Source organism: Alkalibacillus salilacus (assembly GCF_030812915.1).
GTDB lineage: Bacteria > Bacillota > Bacilli > Bacillales > Alkalibacillaceae > Alkalibacillus > Alkalibacillus salilacus.
The window spans coordinates 1-22,593 of record NZ_JAUSTQ010000011.1; the positions used below are offsets into that span (position 1 = coordinate 1).

Genomic DNA, 22,593 nt, shown 5'->3' on the forward strand with positions numbered 1-22,593 from the left:
TTGTTTCTTTAATTTCGTCTCCGCTTTCTTCCTATTAAGCATAAGAAGAAAAACGAATTGACGACAGGCTATTTTGTTTAGTTTTCAAGGTTCGAAATCGCTTGTCATTTTTTCGCGACAAGAATTAATATAGCACAATTTCAAATGGGGTGTCAACAAATAAATAATAATTTGTTTTTCTATTCCAAAATTGAATTTGTGTAATCAATCGCCTCGTTTCGACGACAAAAATAAATATATCACATGCTTATGTCGACATCAATAGGTTTTTTAAATTTATTTTACATCAAACAAATTTTTATGCGGAACGTACTTCAAACATTCTTTTTGCGTAGCAAACCGCTTATAGATATTAAACAACAACGTATACCGTTCTTTAATCGCCTCTTGTACATTTTCATCAAGATCATGGTAGTTAAAATCGTATAATAATTCATCCATTTCCCGCTTCAACAGATATTCCAATTCCATTTGTTCCGATCCATTCACCAGTAATCCAATCATTATTTCACTTCCATTCTTCAATAAGTCACCATCATTTTCCCCTTTATGCCAGGGATTATGTATAATCACCATTCTAAAACTATGCAATTGTTCATATATATATTTCAGAATTATTTATTAGCTTACGGTGGACAACCCTCCAAATTCACAGAAAAAAGGTTGGATCATTTATGTATAAAACGATTAATTGGACAAGTTGGAAAAAGTGGTGTGTGCTATTGGTAATCATCATTCTAGCGATCGCTTCGTGGCAGTTCTTGGCTAAACAGACGTTGTTAGTCAATCAAAATCATTCCGCTCCATCTGGCGCAATCACTAATACTGAAGAAGATAAACAAGAAATAGCTTTGACGTTTAATGTTTCTTGGGGAGACGATGTCATCATTGATATTCTTGATGTTTTACAAGAAACAGAAGTTAAGGCAACCTTTTTCATTAATGGAGAATGGGCGCTTCGTGAAGAAGAATTAGCAGAATTAATCGTGGAAGAACAACATGAAATTGGATTATTAGGATATAGTCTTGAACGGTATGCAGATCAACCTAAAGACGCTATTATAGATGACATCAAAAATGGTGAAACGATCGTCCATAACTTAGGGTTCGAACCATTACGCTTCGTCCGTCCACCTGAACATGAATATCATGATAATGTGAATAACATTGTGTCAGAACAGGGTTACGACATGATCTTCTGGAGCGTATATGCTCATATCGAAGAAAATAGCGAGGTTAAGGACGTATCTAAAAAATTAAATTCAACCATTAGTTCAGGGGATATTGTTCTCTTCTTTGCGCAAGATAATTTAAAGCAGACGCCAGAAATATTAGAACAAGTGATTAAGCAGAAAAAAAGAGAGGGATATCAGTTTGTTTCAACAACAGAATTACTTTCCCCTGCTGATGTGAAACTGACCCCTCTCGATTAATTATGCTTTTTGATTACTACCTGCATCTTCCGGATTAGTAAAGCCTACAATCCGATGTAATTTAAGTAACTGATACGTATTACAAGCTAATAAAGGCACCACCATGAGCACAAGCCACTCAGGGTCGCCTGTACGTAACGTTGGAATCCATTCAATGGTTGTTACTACAATCATGAAAAACAAAGCTGGTAAAAAGGCACGCGGATGCGTTTCTCTAGCCTTAATCTTAGCAATAGCATAAGCGAATATAGATAATAATGCAGGTGCAATAAAGTAAGGCCATAAGCCCTCAGGCCCTGCATCCTGATGATATCTTAAATACACTAATTCAAATAAAGTGAATAAAATCATGATAACTTGGGCGTGTTTCCAAAAGTATCCGAAGAAACCTTTACCGAATTGATGCAAGGTTAAATACGCGAAAAAGCCCATTTGTGCAATCACACTATAGACAAGTCCATAACCTGAATACCATAAGATCACACCCAATAGCTCCCAGGCATTAAAAGGGTCTAGAAATGGTGCGTAAGCGTGCGTTGATACAATAAAGCTTGTCACAACAGTTGTTAGGGCACCGATTGCTAATAATGTTAAGAAAAATTTAATCCAAACACGAATTGTCACTGTTTTTCCTCCTACGATCTATAAATCCAGTCCACTCGTATTTTACCATGCTTTAGCTATTTTTGCCTTCTTTAAATATGTATATTTTTTCACAACCGCTTCATATTAAGAGTACAAATTGACATCTAGAGGAGCATCCATGATGGCTAAACCAATTATATACATGGTCGTAATCGTCATGTTATTAGCAAGTTGTAACGGCGGGAGTAATGATGAACAATCATCCCCTGATTACGAAAAAACCAAAAAGATGGTTACTGACATCTTAAAAACCGATGATGGTAAAAAAGCACTTCAAGAAGCATTAAAGGACGAATCATTAAAACAAGAATTAGTTTTACAGTCTGAAGAAGTCAACAAAGCTGTGGAAGCGATGTTTTCAGGTGATAAAGGCAAGAAATTTTGGAGCGAATTATTTAATGACCCTTCTTTCGTTCAAAGTTATGTTGATGCAACAAGGAAACAAGATCAAGAACTTCTTAAAGGATTAATGAGTGATTCAGAATACCAAAATAAAATGATTAGTCTCTTTCAAAACGAAGAGGCTAGGAAAATGATTCTACAGATATTAAAGAGCCAAGATTATAAAAGTCATTTAGAAAAAACCATCCAGGAGACGCTGAACAACCCTGTATTCAAAGCCCAAATGACTGAATCCTTAATCAAAGCCGCAGAAGAAATGGAAAGTGGTCAAGGGCAGTCATCAAGTGAAGGTGATGTCAATCAACAAAATAACGAAGGGTCTTCTGGTGGTGGAGGCGGCGGAGGACAAGGTTCCTCTGGAGGCTAACACCATATAAAAAGAGGTTTAGGGGCGTTCACCCTAAACCTCTTTCATTTATTTACAACGCTTCGCTACCTGATTAGCAATTGATAAGAAGATCTTGCCTGTTGGATGATCTTCTTGGTAAATGCCTGGTGCGAATGTGTCTTCTTCATCGTATGGCTGCTGTAATGGTAAACGTCCAAGCACATCCGTTTCTAACACTTCAGCAAGCTTGTCGCCACCACCTTCACCAAAGACATATTCTTTCTGTCCAGTTAATTGACTTTCGAAGTAAGCCATGTTTTCAACAATACCGATGATATCATGGTCAGCTTTGAGAGCCATTTGTCCAGCACGTGCTGCAACGAAAGCAGCTGTAGGGTGAGGCGTTGATACAATAAGTTGTTTAGACGATGGTAGTAATTCTTGTACGTCTAAGGCAATATCGCCTGTTCCTGGTGGTAAATCAAGCAATAGATAATCTAAATCGCCCCACTCTACCTCTTTAAAGAAGCTTGTGAGCATTTTACCTAACATAGGACCACGCCAAATAATCGGTGAGTTATCTTCAACAAAGAAGCCCATCGAAATCAATTGTACGCCGAAACGCTCAACAGGAATAATCTTCTCACCGCGTACTTGCGGGCGTTCTTCTACGCCCATCATATCTGGAACGCTGAAACCGTAGATATCCGCATCGACAACACCAACTTTATAGCCTAAGCGTTCTAAGGCGATCGCTAAGTTAACCGTTACTGTCGACTTACCAACGCCACCTTTACCACTTGCGATGGAAATAAAGGTTGTACCTGTTTGTCCAATTAAATTCGCTTCTTGTTCTTCATTCGCTTCAGCCATATAAGCATCACGCTTTTCTTCAGGTAACTCTGTGAAGCGAAGTCCTACTGTTGAAGCGCCTTCCTTTTTAAGCATCCCAACAATTTCTTGTTGTAACTGTAATTGTTCACCTGAATTCGGGTCAGCTAAAGCCACTTTGACTGACACATGACCTTTATCCTCTTTAATTTTAACGCTCTCGATGGCATCTGTTTCCTCGAACGTCTTATGTATATGTGGATCTTCAATTGGTTTTAATAATTCTATTACGCGTTCTTCTGTAATCACGTTAGACACCTTCCTTTAGTCGTCATCAATTTCATGCCAAAGCTAGTATAACATAATTTCAGACGACACTCAGTCAATACGATTAATCGATTTCACAATTCTTGTTCAGCCGTCACGTACTCTACAACCCCTTCATATATAGATGATGCTAATCGCCTTTGATAATCTTCAGATGTAAGTAAAGCACGCTCTTCAGAATTAGATAAGAAGCCCATTTCAACTAAAGCACTCGTTGTCTCAGCATGTTTCAAAATATAAACGTTATCCATAGCGAGCGCTTGACGGTTCGTTTCAATCGAATCTTTCAGGCGTTGCTGAATCGCATTAGCTAAACGCTTATTCTCTTCTTCTTCTGGGTAGTAAAACGTTTGAGCGCCTCTCCAACCTTCATTTACTACCGAATTCAAATGAATACTAATGAAAACATCCGCCTCAACGTCTTGAATCAATTTCACGCGTCTCCGTATATCATAAGACTTACGTTTCGAGTACCCATCCATGTCTTCAGGTGCAAGATCATAATCACCATCACGTGTTAACACAACCTGAGCCCCTGCTTCTTGCAAATAATCACGCAAAAACAAAGCCGTTTGTAAGGTTACTGTTTTCTCTTGATCTTCTCCATAATCAGCCCCGCCATCGACACCTCCATGACCTGGGTCGAGAACAATAACTTGTCCTGCCAATGGCATCACATTAGCAGATGAATCCGTCTTCCCTTGATCCCAAAAAACACTGTATAAGCTCAAGCCCAAAAAGACTACACTAATAACGGCCAATATTATATATTTCTTCATCAAATAAACCTCCTCGTCTATATATATGGACGAGGAGGTTTAAACATGCTTATGATATGAACTATTGTTTCCTTAAGGAATACCAGTCAGACAGTCGATCTACTTCACTTTCGGCCATTTCCTTCAATAAGACATGACGTCCAGCAAAATGATTCAAAAGAGAGACACGTATTGTTGCTAATCCTAGTCGTTTATGCAAGATAGATTGACGTTTTTCAAATGCTTGAATGCGATTATGTTTCATCATCACCATATCTTTACTAAAATCACGGTAAGCCAATGTTAATTGCTGGTCATCCCAGCTATAGCCTGCTGTCTGGCGTCTAAGTAACCCTAGCCCGACAGCCAACAGAACTAAAATAGTCGGCACATACCACACGAATGGTAAGAATATTAAGATCGCAATCAACGCGACAACAGGAAAGAACGCTGCCCGAACATAATAAAAGAAGTTCGCTTTTTTTGGAATAGCTTGTACTTGTTCTGGAAAAGCCTCGTATTCAGGTAGAACAGTCTGTAAAAATTGGCGGAGTTCATCATATCTGATAATAGGGAACAAATACGTTCTGGCGTTCGCGTTTTGCCCATCAGCTCCCCCAGCAGTTTCTACATATAACGTTCCAAACCCTAGTGGTTGCCGAATTAAGCTTTGCTTAAAACCAATTGCTTGAATCCGCTTCAACGGAATGGTCATCTGTTTCTTCTCTAAAAGGCCGCGGGTAATAAACAGTTCCGTTTCATACCTTGTGATTTGAAAACGACCAAATTTTATAACAGTTCCTAAAATACCAAGAGCATACAGTAAAATAAATGTCACTAAGGCTAAGAAAATTAATAACTCAACAGCCGATGATAGCATCCAGCTCATCGCTTGGTCATAGACTGAATCAGGAATAAATCGCTCAATTTCTGAAAATCCAACAGCCATCAAGCCAATAATGACACCAACGCTTCCAGACGTTAAACCAGCTACAATTAGCCGATTAAACGTGATTTGACGTTGAGGGTATTCTACCGTTTCTTCACTTTCACTCTGTTCTTCTTTGACAAGACTTTGATCTGACTTTAATTCACGGCGAATCGCTTCTCCCTCAGAGAATGTCACTGCACTCAGGGAAGCCTCCGTTTCAAGCCCACTTCCAGCCGTTTCAATCTGGACTTTCGTCAACTTTAGTATGCGATGAATAACTCCTTGCGTTAAATCGATTGATTGAATCCGGTTTTTTGAAATATAACGATGCTTCCTCACAAAAATCCCCTGTTCAATCCGTAGTTCATCACCTTCAATATAATAATGAAAACGAAACCAATCAATGATACTGATGATCGTGAAAATAATCGTTAACCCTAAAATACCGAGTGCAATATAAATAAACATCGTATTACCAAACGAAGCTAGAACACCTGCACCAATGACGTATATTAAATTCTTGAAAATTTTAATCACACTAAAAATAACGGCTGCTGGGTGAAGTCTTCTCGGTTCAGACATCATCTTCATCCACCCTCGCTAGCTCAGAAATCTGGTCACGTAAAGCGGCTGCTTCTTCTTGTGGTAGTGCTGGTATTTCATGAATCGTTGCGGCTGTCGACACGGTTAAATTTGATAAATTAAATCGTTTTAAAATTGGACCTTGTTTGGTATCGACATGTTGCACTCGGATCATTGGTACTAATGTTCTCGAAACAATCAAGATACCATGTTGCACATAAATCTCTTGGTCAAACACTTCATAGCGCCAACGACGCCAACGGACAACAGGAATAAGAAAAATCATTAAATACGCTAAAACACCCCATACGGCGAGCGCTGTAAATGGTATCCATAAAGCCCAATCGAAAAAATGACCTACTATAAAACTAGCAATCACCAATAACAATAAAATCACCATAACGATGACTTCAGTAATACGCCATGCCTTAATCGCATCGACTGCTATACGATGTTGCGGTGGCTGTCGCATTACGTCACCTCCTTACATTTATGCATCATGTATGACATACGTATCGCCGATCATGTCGTGTACCCCTTGCTTCTCAGGGTTAAAGGCGACGACGATATAAAGTAAATTCGTAAAGCCTAGTACACGATGGAAAAATCGGCCGACCACTTCACGGAAAATGAGATCAGACCAACGTAAAGGCATTCGATCTTGCCGAATCACTTTCAACCCAAAAATTCGTTTCCCTAATGTTTGTTGCAAATATTTCGTCATGACAACGAAATAAGCATAAAGAACAATAGTGGATATGATCACAGCGACTGTCCAAAAACCAACCTCAAATTCATCGCCACCTGTAATCAATCGATATGGCATTAAGACAATACCATTGACACAAAATACAATAATTAAATCGACAGTATAAGCCCAAAAGCGCATCCAGAAACCAGCATAACGAATCGACGTCTTTTCGGTTCTTTCAGTCACTTCTTGATGGCCTGCTTCATAAACCTCACTCATCGACGTCACCCCCTATTCTGTATATAAGTACATCGCACGTGGCGAATTAGATTGTCGCATGAATTCTTGGAGCTTAGAAGCGCGCATTTCATCGCCAAACAGACTAGTTGCTGCACCATTAATTAATGAATTAAACCCGACACCAGCACCCAGTTCGACAACTTGTGCATTTTGTAAATCCTGCTCTTCTTTCATTTGTGCAATCGTATCATCAAGTGAACCTAATGAATCCACTAAACCGTTCTCAGCAGCTTGTGATCCTGTATATACGCGTCCATCACCAAGTTCACGAACTGTCGACTCATCCATGTCGCGCCCTTCAACAATGACATCCACAAAGTCCTGGTACATATCATCGACCATCGTTTGTAAAATCTCTTCCTCATCATCTGTCATCGGACGAGAAGAAGACATAATATCCTTGTATTCACCACTCGTAATGGTATTAAAGTCAACGCCTAGATTATCAGCAAGTTCTGCAAAGTTTATCGATTCCATAATGACACCGATTGAACCAGTTAGTGTCGCCTCATGAGCTACGATCTTATCAGCTGGAGCAGAAATATAATAACCGCCTGAAGCTGCCGTATTCCCCATTGAAACATATACTGGTTTACCAGCATCACGAATTTCGACAATGCGGTCATGAATCTCAGCACTCTCAACGACACCGCCACCAGGTGTATTCACATTTAATACTAATGCTTCGAACTGATCACTTTCTTTCACATGATCAAGCATACCTAGTATGCGATCATGATTATATGTAGCGCCACTAAATACGCCACCTGTGACACCAGATTGAATCACACCTTCTACATTAACTACGGCAACACGTTCATCAACACTTCCTTGTTCAACAACTTCCTCTTCATATTCACTTTCTGATTGGAACATTTCTGTAAAATCAGTCGTCGCTACAGTGGTTGTAAATTGAGCAACCATCGATAATACAAACAAACCAATCGCAATCGCTAACGCAATCCAACGTTTTTGGTTCATTCTTGTCTCCTCCTTATGTACTCCCTTTTTCTAAAAATTCCTTCTTCATTGTATCACTTTTGATGATTTTTCCAATATAGTTATGATGAAATTATTTTTTGAAAGTCAGCATTACCTTCATAAACAACACTAAGTCGTTCATAAAGTTATGGTATGATAAAGCTAACTTGGTGTATTTATGCTGGGATTATTTTTTAGTAAGCTTTGTTAAAGTCCGTTGTTGAATTGTGATCCGCTCTCGGCGGACGCTTTCCGTGGGCACGGCTCGAGTCTCCTCGGCCAAAAGACGTGGCCTGCGGGGTCTCGAGACTCGTGCTTTTCCCACAGGAGTCGCCACCTTCGCTCCTCACAAATCAACAACTCAGTGCTACATAATTTGAATATCAACATTAAACTTTAACAACAAAAACTAGTTTAATCATCACACCTTTATGGACGGAGGTTAGCCCCCTTGAATTTCATTAATTGGTATGACTGGATTACACCGACTCATCCCTTTGCAGCTATCTTTTTTGGCTTACTCGTGACATTGTTTATGGTTTTTGTGGGGTGGATTGAGACCAGAGATATGAAAACGGCAGTTGTATTAGCTTTAACAGGAACCCTTGTCACTGTAATCGGTGTGACGATCTTAACATGGTTTGATTTTTACAATTAGCTTTGTTGAAGTCCGTTGTTGAATTGTGATCCGCTCTCGGCGGACGCTTTCCGTGGGCACGGCTCGAGTCTCCTCAGCCAAAAGACGTGGCCTGCGGGGTCTCGAGACTCGTGCTTTTCCCACAGGAGTCGCCACCTTCGCTCCTCACAATTTAACAACTCAGTGCCACATCATTTGAGAATCAACACTAAACTTTAACAGAACCTTACAATTAAAAATCTAAAAAATAAAGCCCAGAGTCAGTGCTCTGGGCTTTTTTCTATCATACTATTCTCTTTACTTATTATGCTGCCGCCGCAATGCCTTCGCGATCTTTCGGGCGCTTCGTTTGAACGTACCAGACCAGTCCGATGATCACTACACCCGCAATATCGATATATGGATTCGGTGTAATGAGCATTAAGCCTGCTGTAAGTAATGCGAGTCGCTCCCAAGCACGGCTTTCGCGCTGGAAATAGCCCATAACCGAACTACTCACACCCATCATACCAACTAAGGCCGTAATAACGGCTAATATAAGAGCCATAATCGAATGATCTCCAGCTTGGACTAATATCGGATTATAGACAAAAATGTACGGTATAATGAATGCGGCAATCGCCAGTTTAACGGCGGTCAACCCACTCTTAAACGGATTTGACTTGGCTATACCTGACCCTGCATAGGCGGCTAAACAAACAGGCGGCGTAATATCTGCCACAATACCGAAGTAAAAGACAAATAGGTGAGCAGCTAATACTTCTACACCAAACCCATTGATCAAGGCTGGCGCTGCAATAGTCGCTGTGACAACATAATTCGCTGTTGTCGGTAGGCCCATACCTAAGATAATACAAGCTAGCATCGTGAATATGAGCGCTAATAACTGAATATCGTTTGATAAGGTAATAATCGCTGAGGCGACTTTACCACCTAAACCAGTCATACCAACAACACCAGCAATAATCCCTGCTGTACCAACAGCTGCAATGACTGGCAATGCTGTTCTTGCACCTTGCTCTAACACATAGAAGATTTTCTTAATCGACATCCGCGATTCTTTACTTAACATACTGACGACAAACGCAGTCAGAATACCAATCAGTGCCGCACGTTGTGGTGTATATCCAATAAACAACGTCGTCACAATCGTGATTAAAGGCAAAAGCATAAGCCCTTTCGTCTTTAATAAGTTTAAAGCACTTGGTAGACTCTCTTTAGGGGCTCCAAAAATACCAGCCTTCTTCGCTTCATAGTGTGCCCCCATAAATATGCCTGAGAAATAAAGCATGGCTGGAATAAGGGCTGCTAACATAATAGTTCCATAGTCTGTCCCTGTGTACTCAATCATAATAAAGGCTGCTGCGCCCATAATCGGTGGCATTAACTGACCGCCTGTTGAAGCAGACGCCTCTGCAGCAGCTGCAAATTCAGGTCGGAATCTCGCCTTCTTCATCATCGGAATCGTAAATGAACCCGATGACACCGTATTAGCAATCGAACTTCCTGATACCATACCTTGAAGAGCACTGGCTGATACAGCAGCTTTTGCCGTGCCCCCCGTAAAACGTCCGGTTAAAGCAAAAGCTAGGTCATTAAAGAACTGACCAATACCTGAATGGACTAGTATCACACCAAAGAGTAAAAACAGGAAGATGAATTTAGCCGACACTTGTACCGGAATACCGAAAACCGCATTTTCACGGTACCACAGATCTGTCATCACTTTTTCAAAGGAAAAACCTGTATGTGATAGCACATCAGTTGGAATGATATTTCCGTATAAGGCATATAAAATGACTATACCTGCAACCACGACAATGGGCACACCTACTGCACGTCTTGTTGCTTCTAGTAATAATAAAACACCAAGTACAGCTACAATAATGTCTAACGTTTCATACCCATGAATCCGTGCATCTAAAATTTTATCGAAGAACAAAATTTTATAATAACCAACAAAAATCGCTGTGAAAGCTAATATCACGTCATACCAAGGAACTCCTCGGTCATGCAATCCCTTTTTCGCTGGATATAACAAATAAATAATACCAAGTGCTGTCCCGACGTGAACAGCTCCTTGAATTTGGGATTGAAGCGTTCCATAATAACCTGTGTATAAATGGAAAATCGTTAGATATATGGCTAAAAAGGTTACGATCCATGCCCATTTTCCAATGTTGCCTCTGACATTGCTTTCCCGATCATATTGCCTCAATAGTTCCTGTTCATCAACCTGATCACCTTTTTGTTGGGTGTCTGTTGATGTTTGAGAATTTTCATCATTAGCCTTGTTGTTTTTTCTATTAGACACACCCCTCACCACCTTCAGCATTTATGGGTAGGTATAAAAAGGACCGGCACACTGTGTCGGTCCTTTTTACACCAATCCATTGACCTATCAATTATTGAAGGTCAGATAATGATTCAACACCTGTTTCTTCACGCGTAATTATCTGCATAACTTCAGGATAAATATGACCGATGAATGCAAAGTTTTCTACTGCTGCACCATCAAATTCTCCTTCACCGTTGAATGCATCTTGAGCTGGGATATGAACGGTCATACCTAAGTCAAGTTCGTCACGTCCGATTGAAGCTAAGTTCTCCACAGATGCTCCTGTTTCAGTTGATGTCACACTAACACCATCAATATTGTTATTCCATACTGTTGCCATTTCACCGCCTAGTGGATAGTAAGTACCACCAGAGCTACCAGTACCCATAACAATTTCATCTGCACGATCTTCAGAAGTTGCTGAAACCTCAGCTACATCTCCTTCAATCTCTAAACCTTGCTCTTCATAATACTCAGCAGCACCTGGGTGAATAGGTAAACCGTCAGATCCGCTTAATGCATTTTCCAACGTCATATGATTAGACTGCTGGTGTGTATTATCTTCCGCATTTTCAATAGAAACACGAGCTAAATCATACGCTAATTCGTTATCAATTGTATTTGTATTAGCTACAAGTACAGCATATGCTGTAACCGTTTGCACGTCTTCTTCTAAGAAATCGTAAGAATCCGCAGTAATTGTATATGGTAAATAACCTAGTTCATCTTGTGCATATTGAACCTCATCTTCTGTTAAACTAATTAACTTCGCATCACCAGTATTCGCTTGTAGGTCATTAACACTACCTGCTGGTAAACCTAGTAAACCAAATGATGCGTCAATGTTACCGTCTTGAAGACCATCACGAGCATTACCGAAACCTTCTTCGTATTTATCGTAATCTCCGTCTTCAATACCAGCACCTTCTAAAATAACGGTTGCAGCGGCTTGAGTCCCACTACCGGCAGGTCCGATCGCAATTCGCGATTCACCTCCACCATCATCTCCTGAGCCACAAGCAGCTAATACCATAGTGGCCAAGAATCCAATGGCTAGTAACCATACAATGGATCTTTTCATGTGAATCTCCCCCTAAATTGTTTAAGTTTTATATGACCAGATTTCTTAACTCAATAATTTAGCAAACTAAGAAATCTAGTTAACAACATTATAAAATAAACTCCCTTATTAGTTTAACCCAAATTAACTAAAAATGCTAATTTTATAAAAATTTATTCCAATGCTATTACTATATCATCTATATTGACTCTTTGCATCTATTAAGCTATAGTTATGATAGACAAGGGGAGTAGCGACCGTATATAGCGGTTGATGAATCGTCAATCTCGATAATTTGAACATTATCCGGTTCATCATATAATACGCAAGACCTTGGCCTAGTATGCTGGCCAGGGTCTTTTTTATGTTTTTAGACCTATAATAAGGAGTGACAACATGATGGTTTGGATCAGTTTCCTGATCGCTGCGATTCTCGTCGTCTACGCTGCGATTAAATTAAATGTTTACGGTGAACAAATCAGTCAACAAACGACGATGAGCGGGGCCATGGTAGGTGGCTTATTAATCGCTGGTGCCACATCTTTACCTGAGTTAACAACTAGTGTCACAGCAGTTTATGTCGATAATGTCGATATTGCTGTTGGAAATATGCTTGGGAGCAACGTTTTCAATCTTTTGATCTTAGCTGGTGTTGATTTATACTACCGAAAACGACAAGCTTTTAACCTGCAGGATTCTCGTCAACACATTCCATCAATCCTATTCGGAATTGCATTAACAACAACTGTCATTATTGCCATGCTGATCGATGATAGCTTGACGATCTTCAACATTGGGATCGAGATGTTTATTTTAGTCCTTCTTTATATCATTAGTGTGAAACTATTTGAAAGTGAAGAACCTGATGAAGAAATCTTGCAAAATGATAAGCGTTTGTCACTAAACAAAGTCATACGCTTCTTCGTCATCTCAGCTTTCACTGTGTTGGTAGCAGGTAGTGTGTTATCAATCACAGGTGATATCATCGCTGAACAAACGGGGATTAATTCTAGTTTCGTTGGTAGTGTGCTAATCGCTGCATCCACATCACTTCCTGAATTAGTAGCTGTTATTGCTGCTTACAGACTAGCTAACTACGCGATTGCTGCAGGATCCATTCTTGGTAGCAACCTTTTCAATCTGTTACTGCTAGCTTTCACCGATGCGTTTTATCAAAAAGGGGCCATATTACAAGGTGTGAGCTTTTCGTTGGTTACAATGGGTGTGCTCAGTCTGGTCATGATGCTTATCATGCTCTACGTACTTATGCGTGAAAATAAACCATCGATGATTCGCTATACTTGGCCAACCATTATCATTGTGATCCTTTATTTTATTGTTTCATATCTAACCTTTTAATCAATCATAAAGAAACGGGCAAGGTTGATCGTCTTATATTGATCAACCTTGCCCGTTTTATTTATTATGATTTTACTTCAACTAAAGGACGCATAGTTCCTTCTCGTTCAAATTGTGTGTGCCATGACAATGCTTTTTCTAACATATGTGGCGTCTGACCACCACGTTCTTTTGCTTCTTCAAAGTAATTCATCAATGTCTCGCGATACATTGGGTGAGCGCAGTTCTGAATGATTCTTTCGACACGTTGTCGAGGCGCCAAACCACGCAGGTCTGCATATCCTTGTTCTGTCACAAGGATATCGACGTCATGTTCGGTATGGTCTACGTGCGAAACCATTGGCACAACACTTGAAATATCACCATTTTTCGCAATCGATTTCGTAACGAAAATCGATAAACGTGCATTGCGCGCAAAGTCACCTGATCCACCGATGCCGTTCATCATATTACGGCCGAGCACATGCGTCGAGTTAACATTTCCGTAAATGTCCATTTCTAACGCTGTATTAATGGAGATTAAGCCTAAACGACGAATGATTTCAGGATGATTTGAGATTTCTTGAGTACGCAAAATTAATTGGTCTTTATATTGGTCGATGTCGTTGAACACTTGATTCATCTTGTCTTGAGATAATGTAATTGAACAACAAGACGCCATATTAACTTTGCCAGCATCAATTAAATCGAACACAGCATCTTGTAAGACTTCTGAGTATACTTTCAAATTTTCAAAATTAGATTCTAATAATCCATGGAACACAGCATTAGCTACTGACCCAATACCTGACTGTAATGGGGCAAGCTCCTTCGTTAAACGCCCTTGTTCAACCTCTGATTCTAAAAATCGAATTAAATGACTAGCCATCTGTTTCGTTTCATCATCAGGCGGCACAATGGGTGATGGTGAATCAGCCTGGTTCGTCAAAATAATACCTTTAATCTTATCTGGATCAACCGGGATACCTCGTGTACCGATACGGTCTTCCGTTTTCGTTAAAGGAATAGGTTGACGTTCGCCCTGTTTAGCTAATGAATAAATATCATGTACGCCTTCCAATTCCTCTGGTTGGGCTGTGTTAATCTCCACAATTACCACATCTGCACTTTCCACAAAGCTTAGTGAATTACCGACAGATGTTGTCGGAATGATCATGCCATCTTCAGTAATTTTAATCGCTTCAACTACTGCGACATCAATTTGTTCCATCGTGTGATTACGCAGCATTTCAGCTGTATGCGATAAGTGTTGATCAACGAAATCAAACTCACCTTGATTGATCTTTTTACGCATGACATTATCAGCTTGAAACGGTAATCGTTTGCGAATGATTCCCGCTTCAGCCATCAATTTATCTAAATCTGATCCTAGAGATGCTCCTGTAAATATGTCCACTTTAAACGTTTCAGACTGACTACGTTTCACTAAAGCTTGAGGTAATGCCTTCGCATCTCCCGCTCTTGTAAAACCACTCAAGCCTAGTGTCATACCATCTTTAATCCATGTCGCAGCTTCATCAGCTGACACAATACGATTTTTCAATTCTTGTTGTTTGATACGTTCAATACCTTGTGTCATAAAACAACGCCGCCTTTCATTACGACTTTTGCTTACACTTATACTATACCACGTCCAGTATTGTTATAACGGCGATTTCAATGACAATTAAACGAACAAAACAAACTGAGTAGTCTCTCATTTTGTTCAGTTACCCATTATTCATACAAATATTTTAAAGCCGTGACAAATCCTATGATTACCAGCTTAAAATTTCATCTTTATTTAACACTAAAGGATGAAAGGAGAGAATACTATGCGAGTTCTAAACCTACTGATCATACTATTATTAATGACGATATACGTTTTCCCATTTCATGTATCAGCTCAATCTCCGGAAGAGAAAGTAGCTGAATTGACGAATGCCGAAAGACAAGATCAAGGAAGAAGTCCGCTAACCTATAGTACGGAATTGTCGAAAGTCGCTGAAGAAAAGGCGAAGGATATGTACAACAATAACTACTTTTCCCACACATCACCAACATATGGATCACCATTTGATATGATGAACCAATTTGGAATCAACTATCGTACCGCAGGAGAAAATATCGCAAAAGGGCAGCCTTCAGCATCAGCCGTCGTTCAAGATTGGATGAACAGCACGGGCCACAGACGAAATATATTAAGCCCAGACTTTAATCGTATCGGTGTTGGCTCTTACCAAGGACATTGGGTACAAATGTTTATTTATTCAGAAACAACGCAAGATCCAAACCCACCAAAACCAAAAGAAGACGACTATGATCCCAATCCCGAACGTCCTTCATCGCAATATTATACGGTGAAACGTGGCGATACAGCATGGGAAATCGCCATAGACAATTGGATCAGCCTCAAACAACTTGAGATTTTAAACCCAAATATTAATGATTTTGGGCGTTTACAAGCTGGACAAAAAATGCGAATTAGCGGCAATCAATATGAAGTTAAACGAGGCGACACAGCTTCAAACATTGCGAAACAACACGGCATGAAACTATGGGAATTGCGGGAACTAAACCCGAAAGATGACAATTTAAATACCCTTTATATTGGTCAAGGACTTTATGTTAGATAAAACAGAAACGTTTAGCGCGTTTCTGTTTTATTAGGTCATACTATCTTTAATTTTAGCGGGAATCATGGTGACAGACGGCGTTAAGTCAATTGGTTTACTGGCTTGATCAATACATTCATTCCAGTATTCTAAATGCTTCTTATCCACCCAATGATTCGAATCCTCAACACTCTGACCATCACTATCTTGGATCGAATACCAGTATAGATATTCTTGATCTCCATCTTTCTCTCTAAAAATGGTTTCAACAAACATTTTCTCATCTTCTAACGTTAACAAGACACTTTCCATATGTTCATTTAAAAAGGTTAACCATTCGTCAACCTTCTTAGACTTACCATTCTTGACTTTAAATTTTGTTAATTCAATGAACATCATTAGGCTCCTTTTAAAGGTTTATATCAACCACAATTCCCGAGGGTTAAGTTCATAATATCCTTTATCTCTCGTCATAAACTGGTGCATAATGAATTCTCTTCTGATCGTCGCAAAATCATCGTGAAATTGTTTGATATGTTCGTTAATTTTAGGCTCAGGATACGACTTACCTGCTTCTAAACCTTTAATAATATGTTCTAAAATAATTAATCGTTTTTTTAGTTGAGCAGGCATTGATTTAATTCGGCCGTCAGTCCCAATAAAGTTATTTAACACCTTATGCTTTTCTTCATCCGTCACTTGGAGTTCCTCATTCATGTCATCATCCCCCAATCTTGTAATAGCTTCAGCTAATAAGTCTAATTTCCGTTCGTTAAGCGCATAATAAATCGTATTTTTGTCACGACGTTGGTAGACAATATCAATCTCTTTAAGTTTTGTTAGATGGTGCGAAATAGTTGGTGGTGTTAACCCTAATTTACCCGCAATGGCCTGGCCGTGAAGAGCGCCACCCTCCTTCAGTAACCCAATGATTCTTAGACGTGTATGATTCCCGACTGTTTTATGAAAGTGAACTAATTTATCTAATTGCATCAATCATCCCCCCTATGATTAGATAATTATCTAATTAGATTGTAGTCTAATTAGATGCGTTTTACAAGAAGGTATTGATTATTTAATAAATGCGATGCATCTTCTTCATAAAAAATATCCCCTTTGCATTAGGTGCAAAGGGGATAAAACGCATTAAGGTAATTAAATTTTAACCAAAAAACTCTACATCGATTGTTCATGAATTTGACGGACGATCTCTTTTTCTTTCTTAGGTGGGTGAAGGAACAGTGCCAAGATAAAGGCAACTGCCGCAAGTATAGTACTTCCCATAAACGCCCATTCAAACCCAACGACTTGAGCTAACATACCAACCATTTCTGGAGAAGCACTTGCATCTGGTGTAAAGTTTTGAGCACCCATAGAGACAAGTGTCACAAGAATTGCTGTACCAATCGCTGCGGAAATTTGTTGCATGGTATTAGCCATAGCAGACCCATGGGAATACCATTTCGATGGTAGTTGATTCAATGCAGATGTCATAACAGGCATTAATACAAGTGATAAACCAAACATGCGAATCGCAAAAATAACCGTTAAATACGTAAATGTTGTTTCTAGTGATACTTGTGTAAACATAAATGTTGTTACAATAACAACTCCGAGGCCAATCAAGGCTAACCACTTAGCTCCAAATTTATCAAATAAACGCCCAGTAATTGGTGACATAATTCCCAACACAATCGCACCAGGAAGAATGACCAATCCAGATTCAAGCGGGGTGAACTGCAGGACATTCTGCATGAATAAAGGCAATAATGTTTCAACCCCAATCAACGAAATAAGTACTGTCATCGTGATTACAATCGCCAATGTAAAAATCGGAAACTGGAAGACACGGAATTCGAGCATTGGTGTACCTAGAACAAGCTGTCGCCAAATAAATAAGCTAATCACTAACATACCGCCTATAATAGCTGTGATAACAGGAGCATTCGCCCAACCAGATTCACCAGCAATACTAAATCCATAAAGGAATGATCCAAATCCGACAGAAGACAAGATAATCGATAGAACATCAATCTTAGGCTTCCGAAGTTCAGTCACATTCTTAAGGAAGAGAATAGCAACAGTCATCGTAATCGCAACAATCGGAAGAACGGTATAGAACAGGGAACGCCAAGTGAAATATTCCAAAAGAAACCCTGATAATGTTGGGCCAATCGCTGGTCCAAATGCTATAACGATCCCCATCATTCCCATAGCCGTCCCGCGTCGTTCTACAGGAATTACAGCCAGTAGTACCGTCATTAATAGTGGTAGCATAATACCGGAACCTGAAGCCTGCACTACTCGAGCTAATAGAAGGACCGGATACACAGGTGCGAGCGCTGCGATCAAAGTCCCTGTACCAAATAAGCCAATCGCCGTTAAAAATAAGGCTCTTGTTGAAAACCGATCAATTAAGAATGCTGACAAAGGAATCATGATACCATTTGTCATTAAAAAAGCTGTCGTCATCCACTGGACTTGACCTTGTGTTATATTAAATGCCTCCTGAATGGACGGAAGCGCGGTTGCTAATAATGTTTCATTGATAATCCCCATAAAAGCACCTGTTAATAATGCCGCAATCATCAATACTTTTTGTTTCTGCGGCAAATTCCAGGAGTTTGCTGTGTCGCTCATGTTAAATCTCCTTTCCTTATTTCCCATGTTGTTAATATAGATGTTATTTGTTTTTTTAGATAAGGACGTTGGGAAAGCTGTGTAAGTAAGGCATCTATTAGAAATTCCCGCGGGTTTTGTTGACCGAATTCTTCAATTAATAGGTCAATCGTCTCCAAATCCTTCTGAACAGTTGGATTAGCTTGAGGATTCGTTTGTAATTCAGAATGTATCGTCCCCAGTTCACGCTTCATATTCCCCAAAATGGACAAATGACTGTCTTCTCCGTCATGATCACTCGGCAAAACTGGAAAGATGTGGTCATCATTTGTAACGATTGCTTGCAAGCATTCAGCGATAAATTCTGCCAACGTATCTAAAGGCAAATTGTTCTTCCAGATTATTTTCATCAAATAACTGTGAATCATCCCGTCCATAACAACAGCTAAGTCGTTTAAATACTTGGTGGATTTTGATCCGAAAGCTTCAAGCAATGCATGTTTATGCCATTCTTGAAGTTTATGTTTAATATGATTCAAAGCACTTGGGATAGGACCTTTGTCGTTCGGGTGGAAATCCGTCAATACTGCATGGAAAAAGTAATGATAATCAATCGACTTCTCCAATTCAATCGCAATTTTCTTCTTAAGTATAAGTAACGGAGAACCTTCCAGATCCTTCGTTAGGTGCTCTGCTTCCCAAAACAATTCATCATAATAGCGTTGTAATAATTCCAAAATCATGCTTTCTTTCGAATTAAAATGTTTATAAAAACCGCCTTTAGAAATACCACAGGCACTTGTTATATCCTCTACAGACGTTTCATGAAAGCTATTTTTTTGAAATAACTGCACAGCTGCATCCAGCATTTCCTCTCTTCGATTCCCCATCATAACCTCCTTTTGACCAACCATTCACTAAATGTGAATTAATAGTCACTCGAACATCATATCATACGAATTTGTGAGATACAATTCAAAAAAACACCCATTCGTTTGATCACGAATGGGTGTCTGAAACAAAGGCGATCTCGTGGTTAAAGTACCTGTTAATTAAAGTGAACTAATTCATATCTTTCACTCTATTTACTGATTTCTTACTCATCCGGTGTCCCCAGTGTCATTCCGCCGTCTACCACAATTTCTGTCCCCGTACAATACGAGCTTTCATCAGATGCAAGGAACGCTACAGCCCGAGCAATTTCAATTGGTTGACCGATACGTCCTAAAGGTACTGAATCATAATAAGAAGGAACATGTTCACCTTGTGTAGCCATCGTTGTTTCAACACCACCTGGATGCACCATATTTACTCGAATGCCTTTTGGTCCTAACTCAATAGCTGCAGCTTTTGACATCGCAACCACTGATGCTTTTGTCGCTGCGTAAGCAGAGGATTGGCTAATTGGAGCAAAAGCAGAAATAGAGACATTATTTATAATGGATCCTTTTTGCTGCTTTTCCATTTGGGGAATAACTGCTTGCATCCCCATGAAAACACCAAGTTGATTGGTATTAATTAGCTTTTGATAATCATCTAGGGTTGTCTCTGTAAAGGGTTTGCGTTTTAGAGCTCCAGCATTATTCACTAACACATCAAGCTTACCAAATTTATTTATGATCTCATCAACTGCTGAGTTCCAGTCTAATTCTTTTGTTACATCTAACTGAACTGGAATGGCGTGACTCTCTCCAATCAGACTAGCCAGTGCTTCAGCCTCACTATAGTTTCGAGCACCAACCGCAACTATAGCCCCCAATGAAGCAAGGTGTTGAGCAATAGCCTTTCCCTGCCCGCGATTAGCTCCTGTTACAAGAACCACATGGTTATTTAAATACGACATTTACTCACTCCTACTTTAAATCATCATATAGCGTTGATAATAGCTTAACATCAACATTAAATAAAGCATAATTACCATGTAAGCATTTAGTGGTATATAATGTTGTCAATTGGAACTACGCCTTCTTCAAGCGACTCAAATTTATTATAATCAGCAACAAATAGGTCGATGTCATGGATGTGGTCTTTCTCTCAGATTACAAACGGTGGTTTTGAATCATTAATTCATATATTTCTCAACTAACTCATAACACCTTTCCTTCGTTACATTCGCAAGCACACTGACATACTCTAAATGCTCTTGTGTACCTCCTTTATATTCCTCCGATGCTTCTAGTGCACGTTCATCTCTAACTTCGATCCAATTCCGTTGTTCTTCTCTTAACTGATTCATTTCTTCCGAGCTTAATTGCTCCTCCAAAACACCATAAATCTCGTTCAACAAATCATCCCACTTTTTCCATCTACTATTATCCTCTTCTTTTAAAGCATATGTGGAAGAGTCTTTTGCTTCCAGACCTTCTGCTTCTTTTTTAGTCGCCTCTAACTTTATAAGAAATTCTTCTTTTAAACTTTCTTGCGTCATACTATCAGATGTTTCTTCTTTTGAAGATCCACCACTAGATACACCCCCTGATTCACTAGAACTATTTTCTACTTCATCTTCCTCTTTAGAGGTGGTTGGGCTTTCTTTTGCATCTAAATTAGTATTAACTTCACTGTTGTTTTGTGACTGAGCGCCTGATACATCACTTGAAGGTTCTGAAGTACCACAAGCTGCTAATACAATCAATAAAGCAATTACGACCACGTCAAGCTTTCTATTGTATGTAATAAATAACCCTCCTAAGAAATGACTTTATCACTTAAGCTATAAAATCAACCTGTCTTCAAACCAAGTCTATATACAAATCGATGCTATTTGACCCATCAATCAATAGCGGAAGACACCAATACGTATACTACATAATCTTAGCACAAGGATTCCCAGGCGTATAGAACTACACTTAACTTACACCTGGATCTGTAAATACAGATGAATAGATTGTCGTACTAAAGATTAATTTTATTATAATAGTGGACGGCGCTTAACATACAAAACCCCAGTTAAAGACATTTTAATTAGTCACTAACTGGGGTATAGTTCATTGAACTAAGTGAGAGTTTTTCCTAAAAAACAGTTTCTTTAATTAAGTTCTGATATTTTACCAGTACTTTTACCAACAGAATACAACCCTAGATTTTCTTTGTTTTGGGATTCATCTTCTCCAACTACGATAAATACTTGCATAATATATTGACCCTCTTCTTGTTCCTTTTCTTCTAAGTGGACCTCAAAACCTTTAGATGTTTGATTTTGTTCATACAAATAGCTAATCAAATTCTCTACAGCCAACTCTTCAATCACATTTCCTTTGAATTTATTCTCCTCATTCGTAATACTCTCAACATCATCATGCATTTTAATATAGATTGTTTCATCATTATTAATGTTGGATACTACTAAGAAATAAATACTTGCCATTAAAATTATGGTGATAGCTACATAAACTACATACCTTTTTTCAAGAATTATTAACCTCCACTTTTAATTTAGAATTATTAAATTAAATTTGCATCTACAAAGGATTAAAAAACCTCATATCAAAAAATAAAACAAAGCCTCATTAATAAAATTTCAAACTTTAATAGATATGTACTTTTTTTTCATTATAGAAAACACCTTATATTTAAACAATAATAAATGGAAAAGTCGTTTAAGTTCGGTGTTCCCTCTAATAATTCTTCAATAGTTACGGCACCAGGTTTATATCCAGTGGTAGTGGTATTTGAAGATCCAGCTCCCGCAATCGTTCCACCAGTTGCAATTATTTTAATGGTTGGCTTACTTTTCATTGTCATCCACTCTACACCCTTCATTCATCTAGCTGCTCA

General features: G+C 39.1%; 23 protein-coding genes and 1 pseudogene. 5 read left to right on the top strand and 19 right to left on the bottom strand.

All coding sequences use genetic code 11. The features are described from left to right. Positions 1 to 276: 276 nt before the first annotated feature. On the bottom strand, positions 277 to 504 hold the full coding sequence (locus J2S77_RS11560) for a hypothetical protein (RefSeq protein WP_306977529.1): 228 nt from the start codon (positions 502 to 504) through the stop codon (positions 277 to 279). 170 nt (positions 505 to 674) lie between these two features. Between J2S77_RS11560 and J2S77_RS11565 the strand changes: the two genes are divergently transcribed. Beyond that, positions 675 to 1,433, top strand: coding sequence for a polysaccharide deacetylase family protein (locus tag J2S77_RS11565; RefSeq protein ID WP_306977531.1), 759 nt, complete (start codon positions 675 to 677; stop codon positions 1,431 to 1,433). Here J2S77_RS11565 and J2S77_RS11570 read toward each other — a convergent pair whose 3' ends face one another. Next, positions 1,434 to 2,057 carry a KinB-signaling pathway activation protein gene (locus J2S77_RS11570; protein WP_306977532.1) on the bottom strand — a complete coding sequence of 208 codons (624 nt, stop codon included), beginning with the start codon at positions 2,055 to 2,057 and terminating at the stop codon, positions 1,434 to 1,436. A 142-nt stretch (positions 2,058 to 2,199) separates the two neighbouring features. Between J2S77_RS11570 and gerD the strand changes: the two genes are divergently transcribed. Continuing rightward, positions 2,200 to 2,847, top strand: a complete 648-nt coding sequence (gerD, locus tag J2S77_RS11575; protein WP_306977534.1) for a spore germination lipoprotein GerD — start codon at positions 2,200 to 2,202, stop codon at positions 2,845 to 2,847. 48 nt (positions 2,848 to 2,895) lie between these two features. Here gerD and salA read toward each other — a convergent pair whose 3' ends face one another. From salA to sppA, 6 genes are all read right to left on the bottom strand, one after another. Further along, positions 2,896 to 3,948 (bottom strand): iron-sulfur carrier protein/transcriptional regulator SalA, encoded by a 1,053-nt coding sequence (salA, locus tag J2S77_RS11580; RefSeq protein WP_306977536.1) that lies wholly within the window; start codon positions 3,946 to 3,948, stop codon positions 2,896 to 2,898. Positions 3,949 to 4,040: 92 nt separating this feature from the next. Further along, the gene (gene cwlD / locus J2S77_RS11585; RefSeq protein WP_306977538.1) at positions 4,041 to 4,745 is read right to left on the bottom strand and encodes an N-acetylmuramoyl-L-alanine amidase CwlD; all 705 of its coding nucleotides are present in this window, start codon (positions 4,743 to 4,745) and stop codon (positions 4,041 to 4,043) included. Positions 4,746 to 4,806: 61 nt separating this feature from the next. Beyond that, a complete protein-coding gene (locus J2S77_RS11590) occupies positions 4,807 to 6,237 on the bottom strand; it encodes a PH domain-containing protein (RefSeq protein WP_306977540.1) in 1,431 nt (476 codons plus the stop codon). Next, on the bottom strand, positions 6,230 to 6,709 hold the full coding sequence (locus tag J2S77_RS11595; protein ID WP_306977542.1) for a PH domain-containing protein: 480 nt from the start codon (positions 6,707 to 6,709) through the stop codon (positions 6,230 to 6,232). Before J2S77_RS11595 ends, J2S77_RS11590 begins: the two co-directional genes overlap by 8 nt. An 18-nt stretch (positions 6,710 to 6,727) precedes the next feature. Then, positions 6,728 to 7,207 (bottom strand): RDD family protein, encoded by a 480-nt coding sequence (locus J2S77_RS11600; RefSeq protein WP_306977543.1) that lies wholly within the window; start codon positions 7,205 to 7,207, stop codon positions 6,728 to 6,730. Between the two features lie 12 nt (positions 7,208 to 7,219). Further along, positions 7,220 to 8,209, bottom strand: coding sequence for a signal peptide peptidase SppA (gene sppA / locus J2S77_RS11605; RefSeq protein WP_306977544.1), 990 nt, complete (start codon positions 8,207 to 8,209; stop codon positions 7,220 to 7,222). Between the two features lie 451 nt (positions 8,210 to 8,660). Here sppA and J2S77_RS11610 point away from each other — a divergent pair, with 451 nt between their 5' ends. Further along, positions 8,661 to 8,867, top strand: coding sequence for a hypothetical protein (locus J2S77_RS11610; RefSeq protein WP_306977545.1), 207 nt, complete (start codon positions 8,661 to 8,663; stop codon positions 8,865 to 8,867). Positions 8,868 to 9,150: 283 nt separating this feature from the next. On the opposite strand, the gene J2S77_RS11615 is transcribed toward J2S77_RS11610, so the two are convergent. Continuing rightward, entirely contained in the window at positions 9,151 to 11,160 is a 2,010-nt protein-coding gene (locus J2S77_RS11615; protein ID WP_306977546.1) for a TRAP transporter permease, read from the bottom strand. Between the two features lie 91 nt (positions 11,161 to 11,251). Continuing rightward, entirely contained in the window at positions 11,252 to 12,265 is a 1,014-nt protein-coding gene (locus tag J2S77_RS11620; protein ID WP_306977547.1) for a TAXI family TRAP transporter solute-binding subunit, read from the bottom strand. Positions 12,266 to 12,640: 375 nt separating this feature from the next. Between J2S77_RS11620 and J2S77_RS11625 the strand changes: the two genes are divergently transcribed. Next, complete coding sequence (locus J2S77_RS11625) at positions 12,641 to 13,603, top strand: sodium:calcium antiporter (RefSeq protein WP_306977548.1); 963 nt, start codon at positions 12,641 to 12,643, stop codon at positions 13,601 to 13,603. 64 nt (positions 13,604 to 13,667) lie between these two features. Here the strand turns inward: J2S77_RS11625 and scpC are convergent, their stop codons facing one another. Continuing rightward, entirely contained in the window at positions 13,668 to 15,182 is a 1,515-nt protein-coding gene (gene scpC / locus J2S77_RS11630) for a succinyl-CoA:acetate CoA-transferase ScpC (RefSeq protein WP_306977550.1), read from the bottom strand. 301 nt (positions 15,183 to 15,483) lie between these two features. Here scpC and J2S77_RS11635 point away from each other — a divergent pair. Then, positions 15,484 to 15,849 (top strand): annotated as a pseudogene (locus J2S77_RS11635) (CAP domain-containing protein); the annotation flags it as partial. 399 nt (positions 15,850 to 16,248) lie between these two features. On the opposite strand, the gene J2S77_RS11645 reads toward J2S77_RS11635, so the two are convergent. The 8 genes from J2S77_RS11645 to J2S77_RS11680 all read right to left on the bottom strand — a co-directional run bounded on the left by J2S77_RS11645 (position 16,249) and on the right by J2S77_RS11680 (position 22,578). Further along, positions 16,249 to 16,593 (bottom strand): DUF6176 family protein, encoded by a 345-nt coding sequence (locus J2S77_RS11645; RefSeq protein WP_306977551.1) that lies wholly within the window; start codon positions 16,591 to 16,593, stop codon positions 16,249 to 16,251. Positions 16,594 to 16,614: 21 nt separating this feature from the next. Continuing rightward, on the bottom strand, positions 16,615 to 17,190 hold the full coding sequence (locus J2S77_RS11650; RefSeq protein ID WP_306977552.1) for a DUF2087 domain-containing protein: 576 nt from the start codon (positions 17,188 to 17,190) through the stop codon (positions 16,615 to 16,617). 183 nt (positions 17,191 to 17,373) lie between these two features. Beyond that, positions 17,374 to 18,837, bottom strand: coding sequence for an MDR family MFS transporter (locus J2S77_RS11655; RefSeq protein WP_306977555.1), 1,464 nt, complete (start codon positions 18,835 to 18,837; stop codon positions 17,374 to 17,376). After that, positions 18,834 to 19,706: a TetR/AcrR family transcriptional regulator gene (locus tag J2S77_RS11660; RefSeq protein WP_306977556.1), complete on the bottom strand. Its 873-nt coding sequence runs from the start codon at positions 19,704 to 19,706 to the stop codon at positions 18,834 to 18,836. The genes J2S77_RS11655 and J2S77_RS11660 overlap by 4 nt, the downstream gene beginning before the upstream one ends. Before the next feature lie 206 nt (positions 19,707 to 19,912). Further along, complete coding sequence (locus J2S77_RS11665) at positions 19,913 to 20,659, bottom strand: SDR family NAD(P)-dependent oxidoreductase (RefSeq protein WP_306977557.1); 747 nt, start codon at positions 20,657 to 20,659, stop codon at positions 19,913 to 19,915. Between the two features lie 219 nt (positions 20,660 to 20,878). Then, positions 20,879 to 21,469 (bottom strand): lysozyme inhibitor LprI family protein, encoded by a 591-nt coding sequence (locus J2S77_RS11670; protein WP_306977558.1) that lies wholly within the window; start codon positions 21,467 to 21,469, stop codon positions 20,879 to 20,881. A 375-nt stretch (positions 21,470 to 21,844) separates the two neighbouring features. Further along, on the bottom strand, positions 21,845 to 22,183 hold the full coding sequence (locus J2S77_RS11675; RefSeq protein ID WP_306977560.1) for a hypothetical protein: 339 nt from the start codon (positions 22,181 to 22,183) through the stop codon (positions 21,845 to 21,847). A gap of 185 nt (positions 22,184 to 22,368) precedes the next feature. Next, the gene (locus J2S77_RS11680) at positions 22,369 to 22,578 is read right to left on the bottom strand and encodes an asparaginase domain-containing protein (RefSeq protein ID WP_370871836.1); all 210 of its coding nucleotides are present in this window, start codon (positions 22,576 to 22,578) and stop codon (positions 22,369 to 22,371) included. Positions 22,579 to 22,593 lie beyond the last annotated feature (15 nt).

Excerpts from the sequence above, each read along its gene's own strand:
- J2S77_RS11645 (WP_306977551.1), bottom strand. The coding sequence starts at position 16,593 with ATGTTCATTGAATTAACAAAATTTAAAGTCAAGAATGGTAAGTCTAAG.
- J2S77_RS11660 (WP_306977556.1), bottom strand. The coding sequence starts at position 19,706 with ATGGGGAATCGAAGAGAGGAAATGCTGGATGCAGCTGTGCAGTTATTT.
- J2S77_RS11665 (WP_306977557.1), bottom strand. The coding sequence starts at position 20,659 with ATGTCGTATTTAAATAACCATGTGGTTCTTGTAACAGGAGCTAATCGC.
- J2S77_RS11650 (WP_306977552.1), bottom strand. The coding sequence starts at position 17,190 with ATGCAATTAGATAAATTAGTTCACTTTCATAAAACAGTCGGGAATCAT.
- J2S77_RS11590 (WP_306977540.1), bottom strand. The coding sequence starts at position 6,237 with ATGTCTGAACCGAGAAGACTTCACCCAGCAGCCGTTATTTTTAGTGTG.
- J2S77_RS11595 (WP_306977542.1), bottom strand. The coding sequence starts at position 6,709 with ATGCGACAGCCACCGCAACATCGTATAGCAGTCGATGCGATTAAGGCA.
- J2S77_RS11675 (WP_306977560.1), bottom strand. The coding sequence starts at position 22,183 with ATGGCAAGTATTTATTTCTTAGTAGTATCCAACATTAATAATGATGAA.
- J2S77_RS11620 (WP_306977547.1), bottom strand. The coding sequence starts at position 12,265 with ATGAAAAGATCCATTGTATGGTTACTAGCCATTGGATTCTTGGCCACT.
- J2S77_RS11625 (WP_306977548.1), top strand. The coding sequence starts at position 12,641 with ATGATGGTTTGGATCAGTTTCCTGATCGCTGCGATTCTCGTCGTCTAC.
- sppA (WP_306977544.1), bottom strand. The coding sequence starts at position 8,209 with ATGAACCAAAAACGTTGGATTGCGTTAGCGATTGCGATTGGTTTGTTT.
- J2S77_RS11600 (WP_306977543.1), bottom strand. The coding sequence starts at position 7,207 with ATGAGTGAGGTTTATGAAGCAGGCCATCAAGAAGTGACTGAAAGAACC.
- J2S77_RS11560 (WP_306977529.1), bottom strand. The coding sequence starts at position 504 with ATGATTGGATTACTGGTGAATGGATCGGAACAAATGGAATTGGAATAT.
- scpC (WP_306977550.1), bottom strand. The coding sequence starts at position 15,182 with ATGACACAAGGTATTGAACGTATCAAACAACAAGAATTGAAAAATCGT.
- cwlD (WP_306977538.1), bottom strand. The coding sequence starts at position 4,745 with ATGAAGAAATATATAATATTGGCCGTTATTAGTGTAGTCTTTTTGGGC.
- J2S77_RS11565 (WP_306977531.1), top strand. The coding sequence starts at position 675 with ATGTATAAAACGATTAATTGGACAAGTTGGAAAAAGTGGTGTGTGCTA.
- J2S77_RS11680 (WP_370871836.1), bottom strand. The coding sequence starts at position 22,578 with ATGAAGGGTGTAGAGTGGATGACAATGAAAAGTAAGCCAACCATTAAA.
- J2S77_RS11655 (WP_306977555.1), bottom strand. The coding sequence starts at position 18,837 with ATGAGCGACACAGCAAACTCCTGGAATTTGCCGCAGAAACAAAAAGTA.
- gerD (WP_306977534.1), top strand. The coding sequence starts at position 2,200 with ATGGCTAAACCAATTATATACATGGTCGTAATCGTCATGTTATTAGCA.